Source organism: Hydrogenophaga sp. A37 (assembly GCF_002001205.1).
Taxonomy (GTDB): domain Bacteria; phylum Pseudomonadota; class Gammaproteobacteria; order Burkholderiales; family Burkholderiaceae_C; genus Hydrogenophaga.
Map to the genome: position 1 here is coordinate 1 of NZ_MUNZ01000186.1, position 21273 is coordinate 21273.

Genomic DNA, 21273 nt, shown 5'->3' on the forward strand with positions numbered 1-21273 from the left:
CGCTCCACGCTTCCTTCCTACGCTCGGTCGCCCTCACGCAGTTGCGCTTCACTTTGCTCACTGTGACCAGCTCGCAGCGGGACTTGCACCCGCAGGTGTGCGCCCATGCTGGGCGCACCAAAAAAAAACCCGCAGGCCTTGCGGCGTGCGGGTTTGAAAATCCAAAGGAGACACTTGAGAAACGCGGCGCGGGATCTTTCTTTGCAGTCAGGTCGGCGCGCCGCTGGGGAACACTCTTTCGATCAGCGGTTGTAGGCGGTTTCGCCGTGCGAGCTGATGTCCAGACCTTCGCGTTCCTGCTCTTCGGTCACCCGCAGGCCGATGGTCAGGTCGACGATCTTGAAAGCGATCACAGACACCACGCCCGACCACACGATGGTGATCAGCACGGCCTTGGCCTGGATCCAGACCTGGCCGGCGATGGTGTAGGCATCGGGGGCGATCATGGCCACCGTGGTCCAGTCGGCCACAGCGCTCGGGCCACCCAGGTTGGGGCTGTTGAACACGCCGGTCAGCAGGGCACCGATGATGCCGCCCACGCCGTGCACGCCGAACACGTCGAGCGAGTCGTCCGCGCCCAGCATCTTCTTCAGGCCGCTCACACCCCAGAGGCAGGCGAAACCAGCGATGAAACCGATGATCAGCGCACCCACGATGCCGACGTTGCCGGCAGCGGGGGTGATGGCGACCAGACCGGCCACGGCGCCAGACGCAGCGCCCAGCATGGAGGCCTTGCCTTTGTACAGCGCTTCACCGACGCACCAGGCCAGCACCGCAGCGGCGGTGGCGAAGAAGGTGTTGATGAAGGCCAGGGCGGCGTAGCCGTTGGCTTCCAGGGCAGAGCCGGCGTTGAAGCCGAACCAGCCCACCCACAGCAGCGAGGCACCGACCATGGTCAGTGTCAGGCTGTGAGGTGCCATCGATTCCTTGCCGTAGCCGATGCGCTTGCCGACCATGTAGGCACCCACCAGGCCAGCGACGGCGGCGTTGATGTGCACCACGGTGCCGCCAGCGAAGTCCAGCGCACCCATCTGCCAGATGTAGCCGGCCTTGCCGGTCATCTCGGCGGCCACGTCGGCCGAGGCGTAGGCATCAGGGCCCATCCAGAACCAGACCATGTGGGCGATCGGGGCGTAGCTGAAGGTGAACCAGATGGCGGTGAACAGCAGCACGGCGCTGAATTTCATGCGCTCGGCGAAGGCGCCGACGATCAGGGCGCAGGTGATGCCAGCGAACGTGGCCTGGAAGGCGGCGAACACGAGTTCAGGGATGTAGACACCCTTGCTGAACGTGGCGGCGTTGGTGAAGGTGCCGGCGACGTTGTCCCAGGTGCCCTTCATGAACAGCCGGTCAAAGCCACCGACGAAAGCGTTGCCTTCGGTGAAGGCCAGGCTGTAGCCGTAGATGGCCCACAGCACGACGATCATCGAGAAGGTGACCATCACCTGCATCAGCACCGACAGCATGTTCTTGCTGCGGACCAGGCCGCCGTAGAACAGGGCCAGGCCGGGCACGGTCATCAGGATCACCAACAGGGTGGCGACCATCATCCAGGCGGTGTCGCCCTTGTTGGGCACCGGTGCGGGTGCGGCAGCGGCTTCGGCCGGTGCGGCTGCGGGAGCGGCGGCTGGTGCGGCGGCGGCATCTGCGGCAGGAGCCGCTGCGGGTGCAGCGGCGGCATCGGCTGCGGGCGCTGCCGGTGCAGCGGCCGCGGGGGCGTCAGCGGCGGGGGCAGCGGTCTGGGCCACAGCGTTCAGGCCGCCAAAGGCCAGTCCAACGCCCAACAACAGGGTTGCAAGTAGTTTTTTCATATTCATGATCTTTCTTGTGCGAGGCGTTGGTCAGAGCGCTTCTTTGCCGGTTTCGCCGGTGCGGATGCGAACCACCTGTTCCAGGTCGGTGACGAAAATCTTGCCGTCGCCGATCTTGCCGGTGCGTGCGGCACCTTCGATGGCTTCGATCACCCGGTCCACGAGGCCGTCGTCCACGGCGGCTTCGATCTTGACCTTGGGCAGGAAATCGACCACATATTCCGCGCCGCGGTACAGCTCGGTGTGGCCCTTCTGGCGTCCGAAGCCCTTGACTTCGGTGACGGTGATGCCTTGCACGCCCATGCCGGACAGCGCTTCGCGCACTTCGTCCAGCTTGAACGGCTTGATGATGGCGGAAACCATTTTCATGCTGTGTTACCTCTTCTCTAGATCAGGGGAGATGTCCGGGCCAACCGGCTGACACCACGGGTTGATGCAATCGCTTACAGGGCTTAGCAGGGACCGTGCCAAGCAGCAGGCCGGCGCTGTCGAGAAATCGCCGGTTTTCCCCCAGACGGGGGCTGGCCGGCGACGCGGCCTGTGACATCATGAAAACACGCGCGTGGCCAGCGGTGAACGATACATCGGGCCGACGCACCAAACAAGTGCAACCGGGAACCCCATGCGTCCCGACGCCACCGCCATGGGGCATGCACCGAAACAGGGAGAAATAAACGATGAGTCTGTCTTTGGTGCACAGCCGTGCGCTGCTGGGCCTGGAAGCGCGACCGGTTCAGGTGGAAGTCCACCTCGCCAACGGCCTGCCCAGCTTCACGCTGGTGGGCCTTGCCGACACCGAAGTGAAGGAAGCGCGCGAACGGGTGCGCTCGGCCATCGCCAACGCCGGGCTCGAATTCCCGAGCAACAAACGCATCACCGTCAACCTGGCCCCCGCCGACCTGCCCAAGGACTCGGGCCGTTTCGACCTGCCCATCGCACTGGGCATCCTGGCGGCCAACGGCCAGATCAGTGCCGCGCGGCTGGCGGGCTGGGAGTTTGCGGGCGAGTTGTCGCTGGGCGGCGAGCTGCGCCCGGTGCGTGGCGCACTGGCCATGAGCCTGGCGCTGCACCGCGACGCGGGCGCAGTGGCCGAGCTGTCCAAACTGGTGCTGCCACCCGGCAGCGCCGAAGAGGCCGCACTGGTGCCGCAGGCGCAGGTCTACCGGGCGCGGCACCTGCTGGATGTGGTGTCGCAGTTTCTGCCCGACGGCGCAGCGGGCGAGGCACCGCCCGACGACGGTGGCTGGGCGCGCCTGGCGCCGACCGCCATCGGCCAGACCCCGAGCTACGCCGACCTCGCCGACGTGAAGGGCCAGGCCGCCGCCAAGCGCGCACTGGAGATCGCCGCCGCCGGCGGCCACAGCCTGCTCATGGTGGGCCCGCCCGGTTCGGGCAAAAGCATGCTGGCGCAGCGCTTCGCCGGGCTGCTGCCGCCCATGGGTGCCATCGAGGCGCTGGAGTCGGCCGCCGTGGCCTCGCTTGCCGGGCGCTTCAGTCTGGAACGCTGGGGCCAGCGCCCCACCTGCGCACCGCACCACACCGCCAGCGCCGTGGCCCTGGTGGGCGGCGGCTCACCGCCGCGGCCGGGCGAGATCTCGCTCGCGCACCACGGGGTGCTCTTTCTGGATGAACTCCCAGAATTTCCCCGCGCCGCGCTGGAGGCCCTGCGCGAGCCGCTGGAGAGCGGCCACATCCGCATCTCGCGCGCGGCCATGCAAAGCGAGTTCCCTGCGCGCTTCCAGCTCATAGCCGCCATGAACCCATGCCCCTGCGGTTTTCAGGGCCACCCCACGCGGGCCTGCCGCGACACGCCAGACCAAATCTCCCGCTACCAGGGCAAGCTCAGCGGCCCGCTGCTCGACCGCATCGACCTGCACGTCGAGGTGCCGGCGCTGCCACCCAACGACCTGCTGCACGGTGTGGCCGGTGAACCCAGCGACGCCGTGCGCGAGCGCGTGGTGGCCGCGCGCGAACGCGCGATCACACGGCAAGGCGGGGCCAACCAGGCTCTCGCCGGACAGGCGCTCGACCAGCACGTGCACGCCGACCCGGCCGCTTTGAAGTTCCTCAACACCGCCGCCGCGCGGCTGGGCTGGAGCGCCCGCAGCACCCACCGCGCGTTGCGCGTGGCGCGCACCATCGCGGACTTGGCTGGGGTGGATGAGGTCGGCGTGGCCCATGTGGCCGAGGCGGTGCAGTACCGGCGGGCGCTGCGCCAGGCGGGCTAACCAAAAAACCTCCGTGTCTCAGCGTCTGGAGCGAATGACGACCGTTCCCGCCAGCTTGTCGTGCCACCCTTGCTTCTTGGCATCGAACGCCACCCACAAGCGGACTGTTGAGCTTCTTTCTGAAAGAGATCGGCCCGGGCATCCACGCCCGGCCGCGGCTGACGCCGAACGGCAGCGCCTGGGCACCGAACGGGCGCCCGCACTGCCCATACTTCATACCCGGCATCCCCACCACAACAACGGAGACAAACCGATGAAGATTCCCTCCCTGCTCCAGCTGATGCTGGCCACGGCGCTGCTCGCCGCCACAGGCATTTCAGGCGCGGCCACCGCCTTTGAAAAGACCACCGCCCTGGCGGGCAGCACGCTGGTGATGAACGGTTCCGGCACGCGCTACAAGGCGATCTTCAAGGTCTACGACATGGCGATGTACCTGCCGGCCACCGCGAGAACGCCCGAGGCGGTGCTGGCGCTGCCCGGCCCGAAGCGGCTGAGCTTTGTGGCGCAACGCAAAGTGACGGGCACCGACCTGGGCCTGGCGTTCATGCGCGGCCTGAAAGACAACAACCCGCCCGAGCTGATGCGCAAACACATCCCCGCGACCTCACGGCTGATCGAGATTTTTTCGGGCAAGAGCTTTGTGGACGAGGGCCACACCTTTGCCATGGAGTTCGTGCCGGGCAAGGGCACACAGTTCTTCATCCAGGGCGAGGCCCAGGGCCAGCCCATCGACGACGTGGAGTTCTTCCAGATGATCCTGCGCATCTGGCTGGGCAACGACCCGGTCGACATGCGCCTGAAGGAAGGCCTGCTCGGCGGCTGAGCGCCACCCTCCGGGCTGCGGGGAGTGGCCGGCCCGGTGCAGTGATGGCCGACCTCCATCCACCATTGGGCCTCGACGCTGATCGTCGAGGGAGCGCGCGTTCAACGTCGCGGCGGCTTCCCGCCGGCCCGCCCCTGGGCGGGCGACGGCGCCTTTTGCCGTTCCGGCAGCGGGGACCGCTGCACCCAGGCCTTGACCCACCAGCCCAACACCATGCCCACCGCCAGCACGGCCCAGAACACCCAGGCGGCCAGCGCTTCCCAGCCGTTGCGCAGGTTCATGCCAAACACCGTGGCCACCGCCATCAGCGGCAAGGTCCAGGCAGCCAGGGTGTTGAGCTTTTCCTGCGCGCGGTGGTTGGCCAGCGCGGCCCGGGTCTGCGCCTCGGCCTGCTGGGCCAGGCGGAAATTCAGCGCCAGCTGGGCGTCGGCCAGCAAGAGTTCCAGCCCTCGGTGGATGTCCACGCTGCGGTCGCGCGCGGTGATCATCTCGGCGTCGTCCTTGACCGCCTCGCGCGCGGCCTGCAAGGCCGCTTGCAGGTTGCCCGCTGCGCGCGCCACCGGTCGGGCGCGCTCGATCAGGGCAAACAGAGTGGCGGCGTCATCGGCCCGGTCGTAGGCGGCGAGGCCCTGCGTCAGGCGCTCCTGGTAAGCGTCCAACAACCGGCGCAGGGCCTGTTCGCCGTTGGGGTGACCCTGAAACGCCCAGGCGCCGTCGGGCGTGCGCAGGAACACCGCGTGGTTGCGGTCACCACCTGCGCTCTGCGGCGGTTCGTGCAGGATCAGCAGCAGGTGATCGCGCTCGTGGATGGCGCGCTGGGCGCCGTAGCTCTCGCGCCCGAGGCGGCGCTCGATGGCGTCGGGCAGTGGCCAGCTGTAGTCGGGGCGTGTCATGCGGTGTCTCCCAATTGTTCCTGAAGCCGCAGCCGGTGCAGCGTGTCTTCGGTGGTGGCGCCCACCTCAGCTCCCCCGGGCCTTGAGTTCCGCCTGTCGCGCCTTGACCTCGTCGAGCTGCTGCGCCACTTTCTCCACCTCGGTGCGGATCGAGTGGTCCAGCTTCAGGCGGCGCTCGGTGGCCGAGATCAGCGGCAGCAGGATGGTGCGGTAGGTGACGGCAATCTCCAGCACCGCCTCGGCCAGGCGCAGGGCTTCAGAGGCCTGGCCCTCTTTTTCACCTTCGGGTTTCTTCAAGCCATCGACCGCGCGGGCCACGTCCAGCAGCCCCGAAGTGATGCGCGTGCCCGCGTCGGTGTCGCTGCCGCCGAGCTTGCGCTGGCGCACGAATTCGCCGCAGATGTCGGCCCAGCGCTGCGCTTCTTCGGCCGTGGGGCTGCCCAGCAGCTGCGCGAGCTTGAGCAGGTTTTCTTCGGCACCGGTGGTCAGGGTCTGCGCCTCGCCGCGGTAGTGGTCGCGCAGCAAGGCGTCGAGTTCGTCGTCGCGCATCTGCGGCGTGATCTGCGCCGCGAGCTTGGTCATGTTGCGGTAGCTGCCCTGCAGCTTGAACGGCGGCTCGGTGCGGTAGTCGTCCTTCTGCGCCGCCGACTCGATGTAGTTCAGGTTGACCTTGAGCAACAGGTCGCGCGCGCGGAACAGGCGCTTGAACAGCTCGGTGAGCTCGTCCAGCTCGGCCGCGCCGTAGGGGTGCGCGAACGCGGTGGTGGGCACGTCCTGCCCTTCGGCGCGCCGCACGAGCAGGTGCACGTCTTTCGGGTCGCGCGAAGACAGCGGCAACAGCACCGGGTTGGCGGTCAGCGCGTTCTCCAGGTACGACAACGCGAACAGCGCCTCGCGCCCCGAGAGCACATCGCCCAGGTTGTGGATGTCGGCGCGGTTGGCCAGCATGTCGGGGATCTTGAACACGTCACCCGACTCGGTGTAGGGGTTGCCCGCCATCACCACGACAAAGCGCTTGCCACGCAGGTCGTAACTGCGCGACTCGCCGTTCCACACGCCTTCGATGCGGCGCGTGCCGTCGGCCAGGGCGATGAACTTCTGCAGGAACTCGGGGTGGGTGTGCTGGATGTCGTCCAGGTAGAGCATCACGTTGTTGCCCATGGCCAGACCCAGGTTGAGCTTCTCCAGCTCCTGGCGCGCAGCGCTGTGTTCGGCGCTGGCCGGGTCGACGGAGACCACGTCGTGGCCCAGGGCCGGGCAGTTGATGCGCACGAACACCATGCCCAGCCGGTCGGCCACGTACTCCATCAGCGTGGTCTTGCCGTAGCCCGGGGGCGAGATCAGCAGCAGCAGGCCCATGCGGTCGGTGCGCGAGGCGCCGCCCGCGGCGCCGATCTGCTTGGCCAGGTTGTCACCGATCAGCGGCAGGTAGAGCTCGTCGATCAGGCGGTTGCGCACGAAGGTGGACAGCGGCTTGGCCTGGAACTGGTGCAAGCGCAGGCGCTTTTTCTCGTGCGTGACCAGCTCGTGGCGCAGGCGGTGCCAGGCTTCGAAGGCGGGCACGTTGCGGCTCTGGTGGTGCAGGAAGCGCTGCCAGAAGTGGTTGAGGTTGAGCGCCATGCCGCCTTGCACCACGCACGGGTGCTCGCTCAGCAGGCCGTCCACTTGCGTCTGCAGCACCGCGTTCACTCGCTCGCGCGACACAGACAGACAGAGCACGCCCGCGGCCTCGTCCACCCAGCCCGCCGCATCGGCGGCCTGGGCGGTGGCGAAGGCGCGCACCCACTCGCGCGCGCGGTGCCAGCGTTCGCCGGGCATGCAGGCGTCGAGGTCATGCTGCCAGTCGGCCCAGCGCCCGCCGCGCTCCAGCTCGCGCTTGAAGGCGTCGGCCAGGTCTTGCGCCGGGCCGGACACGGCCCAGGTGGGCGTGGCAGCGTCGTGGGCGGCGAGCTGGCGCACCAGGTAGGCGGCGGCCTGCGCGCAGCGCGTGGCCGCCTGCTCGGGGTCCACGCCGTCGCCACCCAGCGCGGGCTGGAACTCGTCGGTAAAGCGTTGCAAGGCGGCGGCGGTGTCGGCCTCCACGGCTTCGAGGGCGGCCTGCGTGCCGAACAGCTGCTGCATCTGCAGGGCCGCGCGGGCGCGGCGTTGCAGCGCGTCGCGCTCGTTCACGAAGCGGCCGTGTTGCCAGTAGAGCAGCGCCAGCGTGCGCTCCGACGGCCCCCAGGCCAGCAGGCCCGCGCCGTCCTGCATGCGCACCAGGGCGGCGGCGAGGCGGGCGGCGTCTTCGTCGTGCACACCTTTCTGGTAGCCCTCCTGGTAGCGCGGCGCGGCGAAGGCGCGCACGCGCTCCAGCAGGTGCGCGTGCTGCTCGGGCGTGGCGGCCTGCACCGCGCCCACGAGCGTGGCCCAGTCCAGCCCCTGCTCGCCGCGCAGCGCTGCCTGCACCAGACTGCCCGCGAGGTACTCGGCGCGGCACAACTCGGGCGTCTCGGACACCAGCGCCTGGTCCCAACGCGCCCGGAAAGCATCGAGCCGTGTGTCCTGCACCGGGGCCATGTAGTCGGTGCCGGTGATCTGGAAGCTCAACCCGCCCTGGCTGGGCACGAGCGAGAGGTCCAGCGGCTGGCGCTGGATGGTGAAGGCGTGGCGGCCGAAGCGCAGCGTGTTGCCGTCGGCGGCCACCAGCTCGCTCTTGTCGCGCACGGCGCGCAGGGCCTGGTCGCGCGCGGTCTTCAGGCGCGTGGCGATGTCGTCGGCCTGCACCTGCGCGCCCAGGGCACGCAGGTCAGCCATGAGCTGCTGCAGCTTGGCCAGCAGCGGGTCGCCGGCGAAGTATCCATGGATCTGGCCCACGTCGGCGAAGCCGGCCACGCGGCGCGGGATGCCGTCGAGGATGCGGCCGGCCGCCTCGCTCACCGCCTGGGCGCGGCGCTGGCGCGCTTCGACCAGGGTCTGGCGGCGCGCGGCGAGCGCGTCCACCACGGCCTCGCGTTTGCTCGCCACGTCGGTGATGAAGACCTCGTGGTCGGCGAAGCGACCTTCGAGCTCTTCGAGCTGCGCGAGCAGGCGGGTCAACGCCTCGTCACACTTCTCGGGCGTGTCGGCGAATTCGAGCGCGTTGTCCACCGCCTGGCCAAACAGCTTGAACTGCGCGCCAAACTCGGCGGCGGCCTCGGTGGCGCCCAGGCTCTTGCGGCGGCTGCGGGCCTCGGCGCGCAGGCGGTTGATGTCGGCGTAGAGGCCGGAGATGCGGTCCAGGATGGCGGTGCGCACCACCGCGTCGCCGCCGGGCAGGCTGCCCAGCTGCTCGGTCAGCAGGTCCAGCCCGGTGGCCTGCTCGTCCAGCGTCTCCAGCAGCTTACCCAGCGCGGGCGAGGTGTTGGCCTGGGCCAGGGCGGCCGTGGTCTGCACCAGCGCCTGCTGGTGGCCGTCAAAGGCGTGCTTGTCGGCCAGGAAGGCCATGGCCTTGTGGCCCACCTGCAGTTGCTGCGCCTGCAGCGCCTGGTCCATCGCCTCGATGGCGGCGAGGTCGGCGTAACGCAGCTCCTTGAGCGGTTGCAGCCGGCCGCGGCGCTCGCGCAGGCGCGCCAGGGCCTGCACGAAGTCGTCGGGCTTGCGCCACAGCGTGCTGGCGATGTCGGTGAGCAAGGCGTGCTGCTCGCCTTCGGCCTGCTGCAGGGCACGCGCCGTTTCACGGCGGATGCTGTCGACCTTCTCGAACTCGGCCAGGGTCTGGCGCGCGCCTTCGACGATGGCCTGCAGCTCGGTGCCCAGGCGCTGGGCCTCGGGCTCGCCGAGCCAGAAGTAGGCGTCGCCCACGCGGGTGCACTGGCGGATCAGGTCTTCGTAGGCGGCGCGCGTGGGCACCTGCTCGCGCACCGCGCGCGCGATGCCCATGAGGTCGGACACGCCGCGCACCAGCTCGGCGTTGCCCACCCGGGCGAAAAAGCCGGTGCCGCGTGGCAGCGAGGCGGCGTGCTCTTCGCTGGCGAACGGCGTCTGCCACAGCTGCATGGGGTGCACGCGCGTGGGTTCTTCGTTGTCGGCCAGGAAGACCAGCATGCGCCCGTCGGGGAAGCGCGCGTAGCCGTGCGCCACGATAGGCGCGGCCAGGGTCTTGTTGATCAGGTGGTAGCTGAACAGCGCGTAGTGGCCACCGCCCGGCTGGTAGAACACATAGAGCACTTCCTCGCCGTGCGGCGAGCGCAACATGCGCTTGAAACGCAGGCTGCTGCTGAGCTGGGCGGGCAGGTCAAAACGCTTGTACTCGCCCGACTGCAGGTACATGCCGCCGGGAAAAATGATGCCGTGGTCTTCGGGCAGCTGCATGCAAGAAACACCGATGGCGTCGATGCGCTCGACCTTCTGCGTGCGGGTGTTGAAGACGAGGTAGCGCGTCTCGGACTCGCGGTAGGGCTTGATGCGCAGCAGGATCAGAAGGCCCAGGCGCGCCCAGGCCACCTCGGCGTCCACCAGCGCCTGGTGCTTGTCTTCCACCGGCTCACTGTAGATGCCCAGCCCGGTCTCGGTGTTGTTCTCGATCTTGACCGTGAGGTCGCCGCCCAGGGTCTCGACGAAGATGGTGTCCTGCACGTTGATGTGCGGGTGCTTGCCGCCCACGTGGTCTTCGCGCGTGGCCACGGTCCACTCGAAGTCGTGGGTGGGCGGCAGCGCCATGTCGCGCTCGCCGCGGTTGTCCACGTAGCGGACCGCGCCACCGGGCTCGATGCTCCAGCGGAACACGCGCAGGTCGTGCAGCTGCTGGCCGATCTGGAAGGCCGCGAGCAGCTTGTCTTGCGTGACGCGCAGCTGCAGCAGCGTGGCCTGTTTGTAGTAGGCGTGCAGCTCGCGGAAGTCGGCCACGAAGCGCGGATCGTCGAGGAAGCTGCCGGCCAGCGGCACCGCCTCCAGCTCGTCGGCGCCGTCGTGTTCGGCCAGGCGGTAAAGCGCGAACACGTCGCCCACCGCCGTCTCTTTCTTCAGGCCGATGAAGACGTTGTAGCCGAACAGCAGCACGTCACCGATGCGCACCAGGTCGCGCGCGACGCAGTTGTTCTCGGTGCGTGCGCGCGTGCGCAGCAGCAGGCTCTGCTCGGAGCGGCCGAAGGTGCCCAGGCGCGCTTCGTTGAGCGCCTGGGTCTTGTTCTGCAGCGCGTCGCCCTGGGTCTGCAGGCGTTTTTTCAGCAGCTCGTAGCTGCCGCCGTCGGCCACCAGGCGTTCGACGGCGTCGGCGCCGGTTTCCCCACCCGCCGCCGCGGGATCTTGTCTGGACATGTCGGACTTTCTGTGGTGCCTGGGGTCACCAGCCGTTGCGGATCAGTTTGAGCACCACCCCGGGCTCGACCTGCTGCAACGGCAGGTGTTGGACACGGTGATGCCTCCGTTGAAAAAGGATCAGCCTTTGTCCAGGCCATTCATCAGGGTCCGCAGCGCGCCCTTCTGGGCCTCGGTGCCGTCGCGCATGACCTTGCTCAACAGGCCTGCCACGGTGAGATTCTGGATCTCGCTGGACGAGCCGCCCAGCGCGCCCAGCAGGCTCTGCAGGTCAGGCACCACGTCGCGTTCGCCCGCGAGCTGGTCCTTGAACGCCACCTGCAGCGTCTTGCTCTTGTTCACCACACCGTCGATGCCCTTGCCCACGGCCAGCGCGCCGACGAAGCGGTCGAAGTAGTCGCCTTCGCCGCCCACGATGTCGATCTTGGCGTTGGCCATGGCGGCGCCGAGCACCTCGGCCTGCTCGCGCGCAATGGCCGTCTGCGCGTCGATGCCCTTGACGGTTTCCACATGCGCCATTTCCAGTTGCATGCGGAACTCTTCGTGGGCGCGGGTTTCACCGCTCATCGCACTCATGGCCTCGAACTTCTCGCGCAGGCCCTTGGCTTCGGCCTGGTAGCGCGCTTCGATGGTGGCGGCGTCGGCCTGACCGGCCTTGACCACGGCGTCCGCGTCGGCCAGGCGCACCTGCACGTCGGCCAGGCCCAGCTTCTCTCTGCCGCTGGCTTCGGCCTCCATCTTGGTGCGCACGCCCACGGCCTCGGCTTGCGAACGCAGCTCGATCACCTGCGCGTTGGCCTGGCCTTCTTTCAGCGTCGCCTCGGCGGCTGAGACACGCACGTGCACATCGGCCATGCCCTGTTTCTCGACCGCGTCGGCCGTGGCCATGGTGACCCTGGCGGCGGCCAGGCCCGGCGCGGCGGTGAGGGCTTCCAGGCCTTCGGCCTCACGCTTCTTGGCCTCGGAATCCTTCTCGGCCACCTTCAGCCGCGCCTCGGCCAGCGTGGTCTCTTCGGTGGCCTTGTGACGCGCCTTGCGCTCCTGCGCTTCGGCCGCCTTCACCTCGATGATCAGTTTCTCTTCGGCCTGGCCCTCGGCCAGGATCACGGTGGACTGCTTGGTGCGGTCGGCCTCGGCCACCACACGCAGTTCCTTGATGGCCTCTTCCTGCTCGGCCACTGTGCGTTCGACCACGATGCGCTCGCGGATCACGTCGGCAATCGCCTTCTTCTGCACCTCGACCGCCTTGTCTTTTTCGATCTTCTGCAGCGTCACTTCTTTCTCGCGGTCCACCACCTCCAGCTCGCGGGCGCGGATCACTTTTTCTTCTTCAATGGCCACCGCGCGCTTGCGGTTGTTCTCGGCCACTTCCTTCTCGCGCAGCACGTTCTCCTGCTGCACCGAGACCGACTGCTCTGCCAGCAGCCGCGCCAGCTCGGACTTGGTTTTTTCCTCCGACTGGATCTTCGAGGTCTCGGCCTCTTCACGCGCCCGGACCGAAGCCACCTCGCGCGACTGGCGGGCCTGGGCATCGGCGGCCTGGCGCTCCAGCTCCAGCAGAGATTCCTGGGTCTCGACGTTCTTCTTCTTGATCTGCAGTTCTTCGTTGCGGCGCAGCTCGTTGGTGCGCACATGCTCCACCGCCGTCAGCTCGGTGATCTTCTTGATGCCCTGCGCGTCCAGGATGTTGTTGGCGTCCAGCTTGGAGAGCGGGGTCTGCTCCAGGAAGTCGATGGCCGCGTCGTCGAGCACGTAGCCCGAGAGGTCGTTGCCGATCTGGGCAATGATTTCGTCACGGAAGCGGTCGCGCGCCTGGTACAGGTCCACGAAGTCCATCGCCTTGCCCACGGTCTTGAGCGCTTCGGAGAACTTGGCCGAGAACAGCTCTTCCAGCGTGTCCTGGTTCGAGGCGCGCGCGCAGCCAATGGCCTGCGCCACTTTGAGCACGTCGTCGGCGGTCTTGTTCACGCGCACGAAGAACTTGACCTTGATGTCGGCGCGGATGTTGTCGCGGCAGATCAGGCCCTCATTGCCCGAACGGTCGATGTCGATGGTCTTGACCGAGATCTCCATCAGCTCGGCCTTGTGGATGATGGGATAGACCATGCGGCCGGTGAAGGTCACCTCGGGCTCGGCGCGCAGGGTGTTGATGATCAGCGCGTGGCCCTGTTCGATCTTGCGATAGAACTTGGCGAACATGGCGATGAAGCAGAGCAGGAGAAACGCTGCGATGCCGGCGGATACGAGGATGGGCTCCATGGGGCTCCTTGGGGTCGAACAATGAGGGGGAAAACGGTGGGGTTCGGTGCCGTCGACGGCTCGGCCGGGGGTCAGGGCTCGGGCTCGATGCGGTAGCGGTTGGCGGCTTCGTCGTAGGCCAGGATGACCGCGGCGTCGCCCTTGGTGAGGCGGTTGTCGTCGGGGGTCCAGACGCGGATCTGCAGGTTGGCGCCGCGCTGGGCCACCTCGGCATGGCCGTGGCGCCCGTCCACGCGCTGGCTCATCACGGTGCAGGTCTGCCCGACCAGGCTGGCGTTGCCCATGGCCTGGTGCGTCACAAACAGGCCGCGCAGGGGCCGCACCAGCAGCGCGGTGGCCAGGATCCCCAGCGCCACGCTCAGCAGCAGCACGCCGGTGCCGATCACGATCTGCAGCAGCAGCGTCGGCACCCAGGGCATCAGCCACTCGCCGGCTAGGCAGCTGAGGGTCCAGGCCACCAGCACCAGCACGCTCACCGCGATGGAAAACGGCACGCCACTGAGGCCCAGCGCCACCATGTAGCCAGCCAGGGTGGAGATTTCGCCCGGGTCACCGTCGGCCTGGAGCTCCAGCTCCAAGTCGACCCCAGTGGATTCGAAGTCCACCCAGCCCACCAGGGCCAAGAGCCAGTACACCAGCACCACGAGCAACAAGGCCGTGAGGATGGCGGTGGGGTATCCGATGGCGGCGTCAATGAAGCGGTCCATCCGCTCCTCCCTTTTTCGTTGAAATGGTGGTCAACCAGGCCAGCGCCTGACTTTTTGTAACGATTATGGGGGGCACCCGGCCGGCTTCGTCCAGTGGATCAACTTTGGCGTCGCGCGCCCAGCACGGTCCGCGTGGCGGGCACGCGGGCAAGACCGGCCCGGCCCCGTGTCAGTTCGACTGCTGGCGGCGCGCCTCGTCCATCTGACGGAAACGCACGCAGACCGGGTCGCTGGCGAACGAGGGCTTGCCGCATTCGCGTATCCGGCAGAAATCGCGCGCGAGGAAGTTGCCGCTGCCCGCGCAGACCTGGTCCACCGTCGCGCCGGCGGTGGCGGGCGCGGCAGCCGGCGCAGCTGCAGTGGCGCTGGCGGCCGCCGGCGTGGGAGCGGGTGCCGGTGATGCCGAATCCGCGGTCACCGGCCGGGACACCGTGGACGCTTCGGCGCGGCGCCGGGCGTCCTCGGCCCGTTGCGCCTCCTTGGCGAGCTTGGCGCGCTGTTGATCCAGCTCCAGCTGGTGCGCACGGTCCCGCTGGGCCATCTCTTCCACCGACTCGCGCAGACGCTCGGCGGCCGACACCGCGGCCGGGCTCGGCGTTGTCGCCAGCGTTTCGCTGGCCACAGGGGCAGGCGATGCCGCCACGGGCAACACGTCTGCCAGCAAGGGCTGGGCCGTGGCGGGCGCCAGGGCTTGAGGCACCGTGGCAGGCGAACGCCCCAGCACCCACCAGCCCACCAGCGCGGCGATGAGCACGAGCGCGGCCAGCCCGCCGGCCTTCAGGGCACCACCCCGTCCCGGCGCCTCGTGACCCTCCGCGACGGGGGCGCCCGACGCGACACGGCGCCGCCGGGAACGTCGGGCTGCTGGGGATTCAGGCGCTTCGACAGATCGATCGAGCGGGGCCGCGCAGCCCAGGCAGAACCGGGCCTTCTCCCGGTTTTCAACGCCACAAGACGGACACACGACAGCCATGGAAACCCTGCACACAATGATGGGGAACAATTTTTAGCACATCGGCGCGCAGGCGCCACCGAAGGCCCCCCACTTCTGCCTGCGCCCGTGTACCGATCACCACACCACCACACGCCTGCGGGATACTGTTTCACTCGACCCAGCCAACGCGACCATGTCCATCGAACTCCCCAAAGAAGCCCGCCAGCAAGCCATCACCTCCATCGAGCGCTACTTCCGCGAACACATGGACGAGCCCATCGGCAATGTGGCGGCGGGCGGTTTGCTGAATTTCTTTCTGCAAGAAATCGGCCCGAGCATCTACAACCAGGCCGTGACAGACGCGCAGGAGCGGCTGCAGGCGCGGGTGATGGAGCTGGACATCGACGTGCACGAGAGCGAGTTCGGCTACTGGAAGACCGCCAAAAGGAAATGACCCCATGACGCTCGAAGACCTGAACGCCGAACATGCCATCGCCGATCAATTGCGCTTCGTCGCCGGGCCGGGCGGCCTGCCCTTGATCCAGGTGCGCAACGTCCACGCCGAAGCGGCGGTGTGTGTGCATGGCGCTCAGGTGCTGTCGTACCGGCCGGTGGGCGCGAGCGCCGATGTGCTGTTCGTGAGCGAGCGGGCGCACTTTCAGGCGGGCAAGGCCATCCGGGGTGGCGTGCCGATCTGCTGGCCCTGGTTCGGCGCTGACCCGCAGGGGCTGGGTCGGCCTTCACACGGCGTGGCGCGCACCCGGCGGTGGTCGGTCCGGGGCACGGCCACCACGCCCGGGGGCGCCACGCAGATCACGCTGGGCCTGATGGACACGCCCGAGACGCTGGCGATCTGGCCACACACCTTCCAACTCACCATGACCATCACCGTGGGCGCCACGCTGCGGCTGGCGCTGACCACGCTCAACACGGGCGAAGCACCGTTTCAGATCACGCAGGCGCTGCACAGCTACTTCGCGGTGGGCGGCATCGCGCAGACCTCGGTGACCGGGCTCGACGGCTGTCCCTACATCGACAAGGCGGCGGGCGGGGTCGTGAAGCCGCCCACGGGCTGCGCGGTGACGTTCGCCGCCGAGGTGGACCGCATCTACACCGGCGCGCCGGCCGAGCTCGCCTTGGTGGACGGCGCTCGGCAGCGCACGGTGCGCATCGGCGCGGAAGGCAGCCACACCGCCGTGGTGTGGAACCCCGGGGCCACCCTCGCGGCCAGCATGGCCGACCTGCAGGACGACGAATACCTGCGCTTCGCCTGCGTGGAAACCGCCAACGCGGCGGACGAGGTGATCACACTGCCGCCGGGCGGCGAGCACCGCCTGGTGGCAGCCATCGCGCTCAGCCCGATGGGCTGACGCTCATACGGCTTTGCCTTCAAGCGTAGAACAAGGCGCAAAGCCGCAGACAGTGCTACAGCACGGCAAGGCGAAGCAACGCAGTTATACGCTTGAAGGCGAAGCCGTATCAGAGGTTGGTGCCGAGCCAGCGCTTGAGTTCGCTGGTCGCCACGCCGCTGCGCGAGGCCAGATCGTCCACCTGGTCTTCGCCGAGTTTGCCGACGTTGAAATAGACGCTCTCGGGGTGGCTCAGGTAGAAGCCGCTGACGCTGGCGGCCGGCGTCATGGCCAGGCTTTCGGTCAGGGCCATGCCGATGTCCTCGGCCTGCAGCAGCGTGAACATGGCGCGCTTGACACTGTGGTCCGGGCAGGCCGGGTAACCGGGCGCGGGGCGGATGCCCTGGTACTTTTCTTTGATCAGCTCTTCGCTGCTCAGCGCCTCGTCGGCCGCGTAGCCCCAGAGGTCGGTGCGCACGCGGTGGTGCAGGCACTCGGCGAAGGACTCGGCCATGCGGTCGGCCAGGGCCTTGAACATGATGGCGCTGTAGTCGTCGTGGGCGTCTAGGAACTGCTTTTCTTTCTTCTCCGCACCCAGGCCCGCGGTGACGGCGAACAGGCCCACGTAGTCGTCGGCCACACCCTTGGGCGCCACGAAGTCGGCCAGGCAGCGGCTGGGGCGCATCACGCCGTCCACCTCCTGCTTCTCGGTCTGCTGGCGCAGGCCGTGCCAGGTGAGCGCCACCTGGCTGCGGGTCTCGTCGGTGTAGAGCTGAATGTCATCGTCATTCACCGTGTTCGCCGGGTAGAGCCCGATCACGCCGTTGGCGCTGAGCCAGCGGCCTTCGATGATCTTCTTCAGCATGGCCTGCGCGTCGGCGAACACCTTGCGCGCCTGCTCGCCCACCACCTCGTCTTGCAGGATGGCGGGGTAGGGACCGGCCAGGTCCCAGGTCTGGAAGAACGGCGCCCAGTCGATGTATTTCGCGATCTCGGCAAGGTCGAAGTTCTTGAACTGGCGCTTGCCAATGAACTTGGGTGGGGTGGGTTTGAAGCTGGCCCAGGCGGATTCGGGAGAGCCCTCACCCCTGCCCTCTCCCGCTGGCGGGAGAGGGGGCAATGCGGGGAGCCACTTGTTGGCGCGGGCCTTGTCCAGCGACCACAGCGGCACCTGTTTCTTGTTGGCGTGCTGTGTGCGCACCTTGTCGTAGTCGGCGTTCAAGTCGGCGATGTACTGGGCCGCCTGGTCCGAGAGCAGGCCCTGCGCCACGCTCACGCTGCGCGAGGCGTCGGGCACGTAGACGACGGGGCCGCTGTAGTGCGGCGCGATCTTCACCGCGGTGTGCACGCGGCTGCAGGTGGCGCCGCCGATCAGCAGCGGAATCTGCTTCTCGCGGAAGTGCGCGTCCTTCTCCATCTCGCTGGCCACGTACTGCATTTCTTCCAGGCTGGGCGTGATCAGGCCCGAGAGGCCCACGATGTCGGCGCCCTCTTCCTTGGCTTTGGCCAGCACCTCGTGGCAGGGCACCATCACGCCCATGTTCACGACCTCGAAGTTGTTGCACTGGAGCACGACGGTGACGATGTTTTTGCCGATGTCGTGCACGTCGCCCTTCACCGTGGCGATGACGATCTTGCCCTTGGTCTTCACGTCCTGGCCAGCGGCGGCCTGGGCCAGTTTTTCGGCTTCGATGTAGGGCAGCAGGTGGGCCACGGCCTGCTTCATCACGCGCGCGCTCTTCACCACCTGCGGCAGGAACATCTTGCCCTGGCCAAACAGGTCGCCCACCACGTTCATGCCGTCCATCAGCGGGCCTTCGATCACGTTGAGCGGGCGCCCGCCATCGGCTTCGATCTGGCGCCACATCTCTTCCGTGTCTTCGGTGATGAACTCGTTCATGCCGCGCACCAGCGCGTGGCTCAGGCGCTCGCGGATCGGCAGCGCGCGCCACTCGTTCTTCTTGCTGTCGTCCTTGGCCGCACCTTTGGCGTTTTCGGCCACTTCCACGAGGCGCTCGCCCGCGTCGGGCCGGCGGTTCAGCACCACGTCTTCCACGCGCTCGCGCAGCTCGGGCTCCAGCTCGTCGTACACGCCCACCATGCCGGCGTTGACGATGCCCATGTCCATGCCGGCTTTGATGGCGTGGTACAGGAACACGGTGTGGATCGCTTCGCGCACCGGGTCGTTGCCGCGGAAGCTGAACGACACGTTGGACACACCGCCGCTCACCTTGGCGCCCGGCAGGTGCTGCTTGATCCAGCGCGTGGCGTTGATGAAGTCGACGGCGTAGTTGTTGTGCTCCTCGATGCCGGTGGCAATCGCAAAAATGTTGGGGTCGAAGATGATGTCTTCGGGCGGAAAGCCCACCTCGTCCACCAGGATGCGGTAGGCTCGTTCGCAGATCTCGATCTTGCGTTGATAGGTGTCGGCCTGGCCCTTTTCATCGAAGGCCATCACCACGGCCGCGGCGCCGTAGCGCTTGACCAGACCGGCCTGGCGCTTGAACTCGGCCACGCCCTCTTTCATGCTGATCGAGTTGACGACGCCCTTGCCCTGCACGCAGCGCAGGCCGGCTTCGATCACCTCCCATTTCGAGCTGTCCACCATCACCGGCACGCGCGCGATGTCGGGCTCGCCGGCGATCAGGTTCATGAACTTCACCATCGCGGCCTTGCTGTCGAGCATGGCCTCGTCCATGTTGATGTCGATCACCTGCGCGCCGTTTTCCACCTGCTGGCGCGCCACGGCCAGGGCCTGCTCGTACTCGCCGTTCAGGATCATGCGGGCGAAGGCCTTGGAGCCAGTCACGTTGGTGCGTTCGCCCACGTTCACGAACAGGCTGCCTTCGCCAATGCGCAGCGGCTCCAGGCCGGACAGCAGCATGGGCGGCACGGCGGCGTGGGTCGGAGTGGAAACAGCGGGATCGGAAACAACGGACATGAGGCTCACCAGGGTTGCAGACTGAAACTGGTGAGCGCCGTTGGGGCCGGGCAAGCCGGCGGGGCGGTGGACGCCCGAGCTCTCAAGCCTGACGCCAGCCCCGACACCAGCGTGTGGGGGTGGCACTGCAGCGCTCCTTGAGAGCCGGTGATTTTATGTCATTGACCGCAGCACAACGGCGTGATCGAACGCACCAACCTCTGCAGTTCAGCGGCTGAGCAGATCGACACAGGCCTGGTAGCGGAAGCTGCGGTTCTTCTTCAGCCCCCGGATCTCGGTCACGGTGCTGCGCGCCATGTGCAAGCCTTCTTGACATCAAAGCCATGTTTGGTTTGCGGCCTGCACCGGCGCTGACGCCACAGGGCCCATCCCGTACCGGGTGGTCAGTAGCACCTCAATGCTTGCGGCGATGGCCGCACATTCACCGCGCTCCAGCCCCCTGAACTGCGCGCACCAAGCCTCCGATTGGGCAAACGCCGGAAACCGGGGCGGCTCGCCCCATTGCCAATCGGGATGCGTCGCCTGCGGGCTTCGTCCAAACACATGCAGGTGCATCTTGCGGTGAAGCCGAGGGGTTTTGGGCCCCACCGGCTGGGCCAGCGCATTGAGCGCGTTGTTACCGGCCTCCCAATAGTTGAGGCACCCGCCGTCGAGCTGCGGCAAGGTGTCCAACATGGCCTGCCCGGTGGCCGCCACCAGACAGGCCCAACGGGCCAGCTCATCGGGTGTCAGCTCGCTTCGTTCCCAGACCGGTCGGGGCGGATTGACCAGCAGGTGCCCGCCGTCCGTGCCATGGTTCATCGGGCGCTTCGGCAGGCCCACGGTGCCGCCCGCGCACACAACGAGGGTGTGATGCATGTCCAATTCAAAGTCTCCAAAAAAAGTGAGGTGGATGAAAGAAACCGGCACCGGTTTTCCATGGCGGCGGAGGTGATTCGCCTCAATCGCTGCGCGGCTTCACACAGGCCAGTGCCGTGCCCGCCAGCAGCAGCGCCGCACCGCCATAGATCCACTGCGCCGGCGCGATGGGTAACAGCAGACCCGCGAGCACGGGGCCGCCGCCCGCCCCCATGTCCCGCCAGACCGACCGCGTGGCCAGGGCCTGTATGCGTCCGGGCCCCGGTGTGCGAAGCGCGACCAGCGGTGGCAGCAGCGGCAGCAACAGGGCGCGCAGGATCACGATGGCCAGTGCGCTGGTCCACAACCAGCCGAAACCAAAGCCCACGAGGGCGACGGCCGTCAGCACCGAGAAGACCACCAGCAGGACTTCCGGGCCGTGCCTTTCAGCCATGTGTCCGCCCGCCGAACTCAGCACGATTTCCGCCAGGTAACGGACCGACAACAACAGGCCCGCCACGACGACCGGTTGGCCCGGCAACAGGTCACGGCCCAGGTACGACAGGCCGATGATGAACAGGCCGTCCAGCACAAGGCCTTCAACGAAAGAAAAGCCATCCAGGCTGCCCGGGCGCCTGGCCCACTTGTTTCCGGACGGCGGCTCGGCGTGGGGCGCGGTGGGCAGCTGGCGCGCGACCCGCACCGCAGCCAGCGCGGCGACCGCGAACAAGAAAAAGATCGCTTTGGGACCCAGCCACAGCGCACACACACCGCCCAAGGGCAGCGCCAGCATCGGCCCCAGGGCCGTCACCGCGCGGGAGCGCCCGGCCCGGCGCGCGGCCCCCGCCGGTTCGGCCGTGGCCAAGGCCTGCGTGGTCAGATTCAGCGCGGCGAACGCCAGCCCCCACAGCAGTCGAAGGCACAACAAGGCGGCGAAGCCGGTGACGGTGGCGTACCCCAGCGCGCACACCGCAGCGGCCAGCGCCGCCAGCGTGCAGGTGCGCCGCTCACCGTGGTGGGCGTAGAACCGCGCCACCGCCCCGTACCCGGCGATGCGCACCAGGCGGTTCGCGGCCAGCAGCATCCCCGCTTCGGGCAGGCTGACGCCGAACGCGGGCGCGAACATGGGCAAGAGCAGGTAGAGCACCGTGTCGCCCGGCAGTGAGAGCCCGAGCACCCAGGCCGCCAGGCGCGAGTCGCGGTCAGAGCTTGAAGGG

14 protein-coding genes, 1 pseudogene and 1 riboswitch are annotated in these 21273 nt (G+C 67.8%); of the genes and pseudogenes, 4 read left to right on the forward strand and 11 right to left on the reverse strand.

The genetic code is table 11. The annotated features are described in order from the left end of the window. Positions 1 to 242: 242 nt before the first annotated feature. The gene (gene amt / locus B0E41_RS24505) at positions 243 to 1811 is read right to left on the reverse strand and encodes an ammonium transporter (protein WP_077335455.1); all 1569 of its coding nucleotides are present in this window, start codon (positions 1809 to 1811) and stop codon (positions 243 to 245) included. Positions 1812 to 1841: 30 nt separating this feature from the next. After that, a complete protein-coding gene (locus B0E41_RS24510; protein WP_077335457.1) occupies positions 1842 to 2180 on the reverse strand; it encodes a P-II family nitrogen regulator in 339 nt (112 codons plus the stop codon). A 308-nt stretch (positions 2181 to 2488) separates the two neighbouring features. On the opposite strand from B0E41_RS24510, the gene B0E41_RS24515 reads away from it, so the two are divergent. Continuing rightward, the gene (locus tag B0E41_RS24515) at positions 2489 to 4039 is read left to right on the forward strand and encodes a YifB family Mg chelatase-like AAA ATPase (RefSeq protein ID WP_077335459.1); all 1551 of its coding nucleotides are present in this window, start codon (positions 2489 to 2491) and stop codon (positions 4037 to 4039) included. A 253-nt stretch (positions 4040 to 4292) separates the two neighbouring features. Beyond that, a complete protein-coding gene (locus B0E41_RS24520; protein WP_077335461.1) occupies positions 4293 to 4862 on the forward strand; it encodes a chalcone isomerase family protein in 570 nt (189 codons plus the stop codon). Positions 4863 to 4963: 101 nt separating this feature from the next. On the opposite strand, the gene B0E41_RS24525 is transcribed toward B0E41_RS24520, so the two are convergent. From B0E41_RS24525 to B0E41_RS27855, 6 genes and pseudogenes are all read right to left on the reverse strand, one after another. After that, on the reverse strand, positions 4964 to 5755 hold the full coding sequence (locus tag B0E41_RS24525) for a hypothetical protein (protein WP_216350818.1): 792 nt from the start codon (positions 5753 to 5755) through the stop codon (positions 4964 to 4966). 66 nt (positions 5756 to 5821) lie between these two features. Further along, positions 5822 to 11029: a DNA repair ATPase gene (locus tag B0E41_RS24530; protein ID WP_077335463.1), complete on the reverse strand. Its 5208-nt coding sequence runs from the start codon at positions 11027 to 11029 to the stop codon at positions 5822 to 5824. 120 nt (positions 11030 to 11149) lie between these two features. After that, complete coding sequence (locus B0E41_RS24535) at positions 11150 to 13288, reverse strand: hypothetical protein (protein ID WP_077335465.1); 2139 nt, start codon at positions 13286 to 13288, stop codon at positions 11150 to 11152. A gap of 71 nt (positions 13289 to 13359) precedes the next feature. Beyond that, on the reverse strand, positions 13360 to 13995 hold the full coding sequence (locus B0E41_RS24540; RefSeq protein WP_077335467.1) for a ubiquinone biosynthesis protein: 636 nt from the start codon (positions 13993 to 13995) through the stop codon (positions 13360 to 13362). Positions 13996 to 14164: 169 nt separating this feature from the next. Continuing rightward, positions 14165 to 14749, reverse strand: a complete 585-nt coding sequence (locus tag B0E41_RS27275) for a hypothetical protein (RefSeq protein ID WP_077335469.1) — start codon at positions 14747 to 14749, stop codon at positions 14165 to 14167. A 147-nt stretch (positions 14750 to 14896) separates the two neighbouring features. Continuing rightward, positions 14897 to 14968, reverse strand: a pseudogene (locus B0E41_RS27855) (zinc-ribbon domain-containing protein); the annotation flags it as partial. Positions 14969 to 15122: 154 nt separating this feature from the next. On the opposite strand from B0E41_RS27855, the gene B0E41_RS24550 reads away from it, so the two are divergent. Both B0E41_RS24550 and B0E41_RS24555 read left to right on the forward strand, forming a co-directional pair. Then, positions 15123 to 15383, forward strand: coding sequence for a DUF2164 domain-containing protein (locus tag B0E41_RS24550; RefSeq protein ID WP_077335471.1), 261 nt, complete (start codon positions 15123 to 15125; stop codon positions 15381 to 15383). A gap of 4 nt (positions 15384 to 15387) precedes the next feature. Beyond that, positions 15388 to 16299, forward strand: a complete 912-nt coding sequence (locus tag B0E41_RS24555; protein ID WP_077335473.1) for a D-hexose-6-phosphate mutarotase — start codon at positions 15388 to 15390, stop codon at positions 16297 to 16299. Positions 16300 to 16408: 109 nt separating this feature from the next. On the opposite strand, the gene metH is transcribed toward B0E41_RS24555, so the two are convergent. The 3 genes from metH to B0E41_RS24570 all read right to left on the reverse strand — a co-directional run. After that, complete coding sequence (metH, locus tag B0E41_RS24560) at positions 16409 to 19219, reverse strand: methionine synthase (RefSeq protein WP_077335475.1); 2811 nt, start codon at positions 19217 to 19219, stop codon at positions 16409 to 16411. A gap of 25 nt (positions 19220 to 19244) precedes the next feature. Continuing rightward, positions 19245 to 19364: riboswitch (S-adenosyl-L-homocysteine riboswitch) on the reverse strand. Positions 19365 to 19534: 170 nt separating this feature from the next. Next, positions 19535 to 20077 (reverse strand): hypothetical protein, encoded by a 543-nt coding sequence (locus B0E41_RS24565; RefSeq protein WP_143434010.1) that lies wholly within the window; start codon positions 20075 to 20077, stop codon positions 19535 to 19537. A gap of 82 nt (positions 20078 to 20159) precedes the next feature. Beyond that, positions 20160 to 21273, reverse strand: a 1114-nt coding sequence (locus B0E41_RS24570; protein WP_253195150.1) for an MFS transporter, incomplete at its 5' end; no start/stop codon positions are given.

What these genes read in the sequence shown, in the direction of transcription:
- B0E41_RS24520 (WP_077335461.1), top strand. Translation starts at nt 4,293, where the DNA reads ATGAAGATTCCCTCCCTGCTCCAGCTGATGCTGGCCACGGCGCTGCTC.
- B0E41_RS24535 (WP_077335465.1), bottom strand. Translation starts at nt 13,288, where the DNA reads ATGGAGCCCATCCTCGTATCCGCCGGCATCGCAGCGTTTCTCCTGCTC.
- B0E41_RS24525 (WP_216350818.1), bottom strand. Translation starts at nt 5,755, where the DNA reads ATGACACGCCCCGACTACAGCTGGCCACTGCCCGACGCCATCGAGCGC.
- B0E41_RS24565 (WP_143434010.1), bottom strand. Translation starts at nt 20,077, where the DNA reads ATGCATCACACCCTCGTTGTGTGCGCGGGCGGCACCGTGGGCCTGCCG.
- B0E41_RS24515 (WP_077335459.1), top strand. Translation starts at nt 2,489, where the DNA reads ATGAGTCTGTCTTTGGTGCACAGCCGTGCGCTGCTGGGCCTGGAAGCG.
- B0E41_RS24550 (WP_077335471.1), top strand. Translation starts at nt 15,123, where the DNA reads ATGTCCATCGAACTCCCCAAAGAAGCCCGCCAGCAAGCCATCACCTCC.
- metH (WP_077335475.1), bottom strand. Translation starts at nt 19,219, where the DNA reads ATGTCCGTTGTTTCCGATCCCGCTGTTTCCACTCCGACCCACGCCGCC.
- amt (WP_077335455.1), bottom strand. Translation starts at nt 1,811, where the DNA reads ATGAAAAAACTACTTGCAACCCTGTTGTTGGGCGTTGGACTGGCCTTT.
- B0E41_RS24530 (WP_077335463.1), bottom strand. Translation starts at nt 11,029, where the DNA reads ATGTCCAGACAAGATCCCGCGGCGGCGGGTGGGGAAACCGGCGCCGAC.
- B0E41_RS24555 (WP_077335473.1), top strand. Translation starts at nt 15,388, where the DNA reads ATGACGCTCGAAGACCTGAACGCCGAACATGCCATCGCCGATCAATTG.
- B0E41_RS24540 (WP_077335467.1), bottom strand. Translation starts at nt 13,995, where the DNA reads ATGGACCGCTTCATTGACGCCGCCATCGGATACCCCACCGCCATCCTC.
- B0E41_RS24510 (WP_077335457.1), bottom strand. Translation starts at nt 2,180, where the DNA reads ATGAAAATGGTTTCCGCCATCATCAAGCCGTTCAAGCTGGACGAAGTG.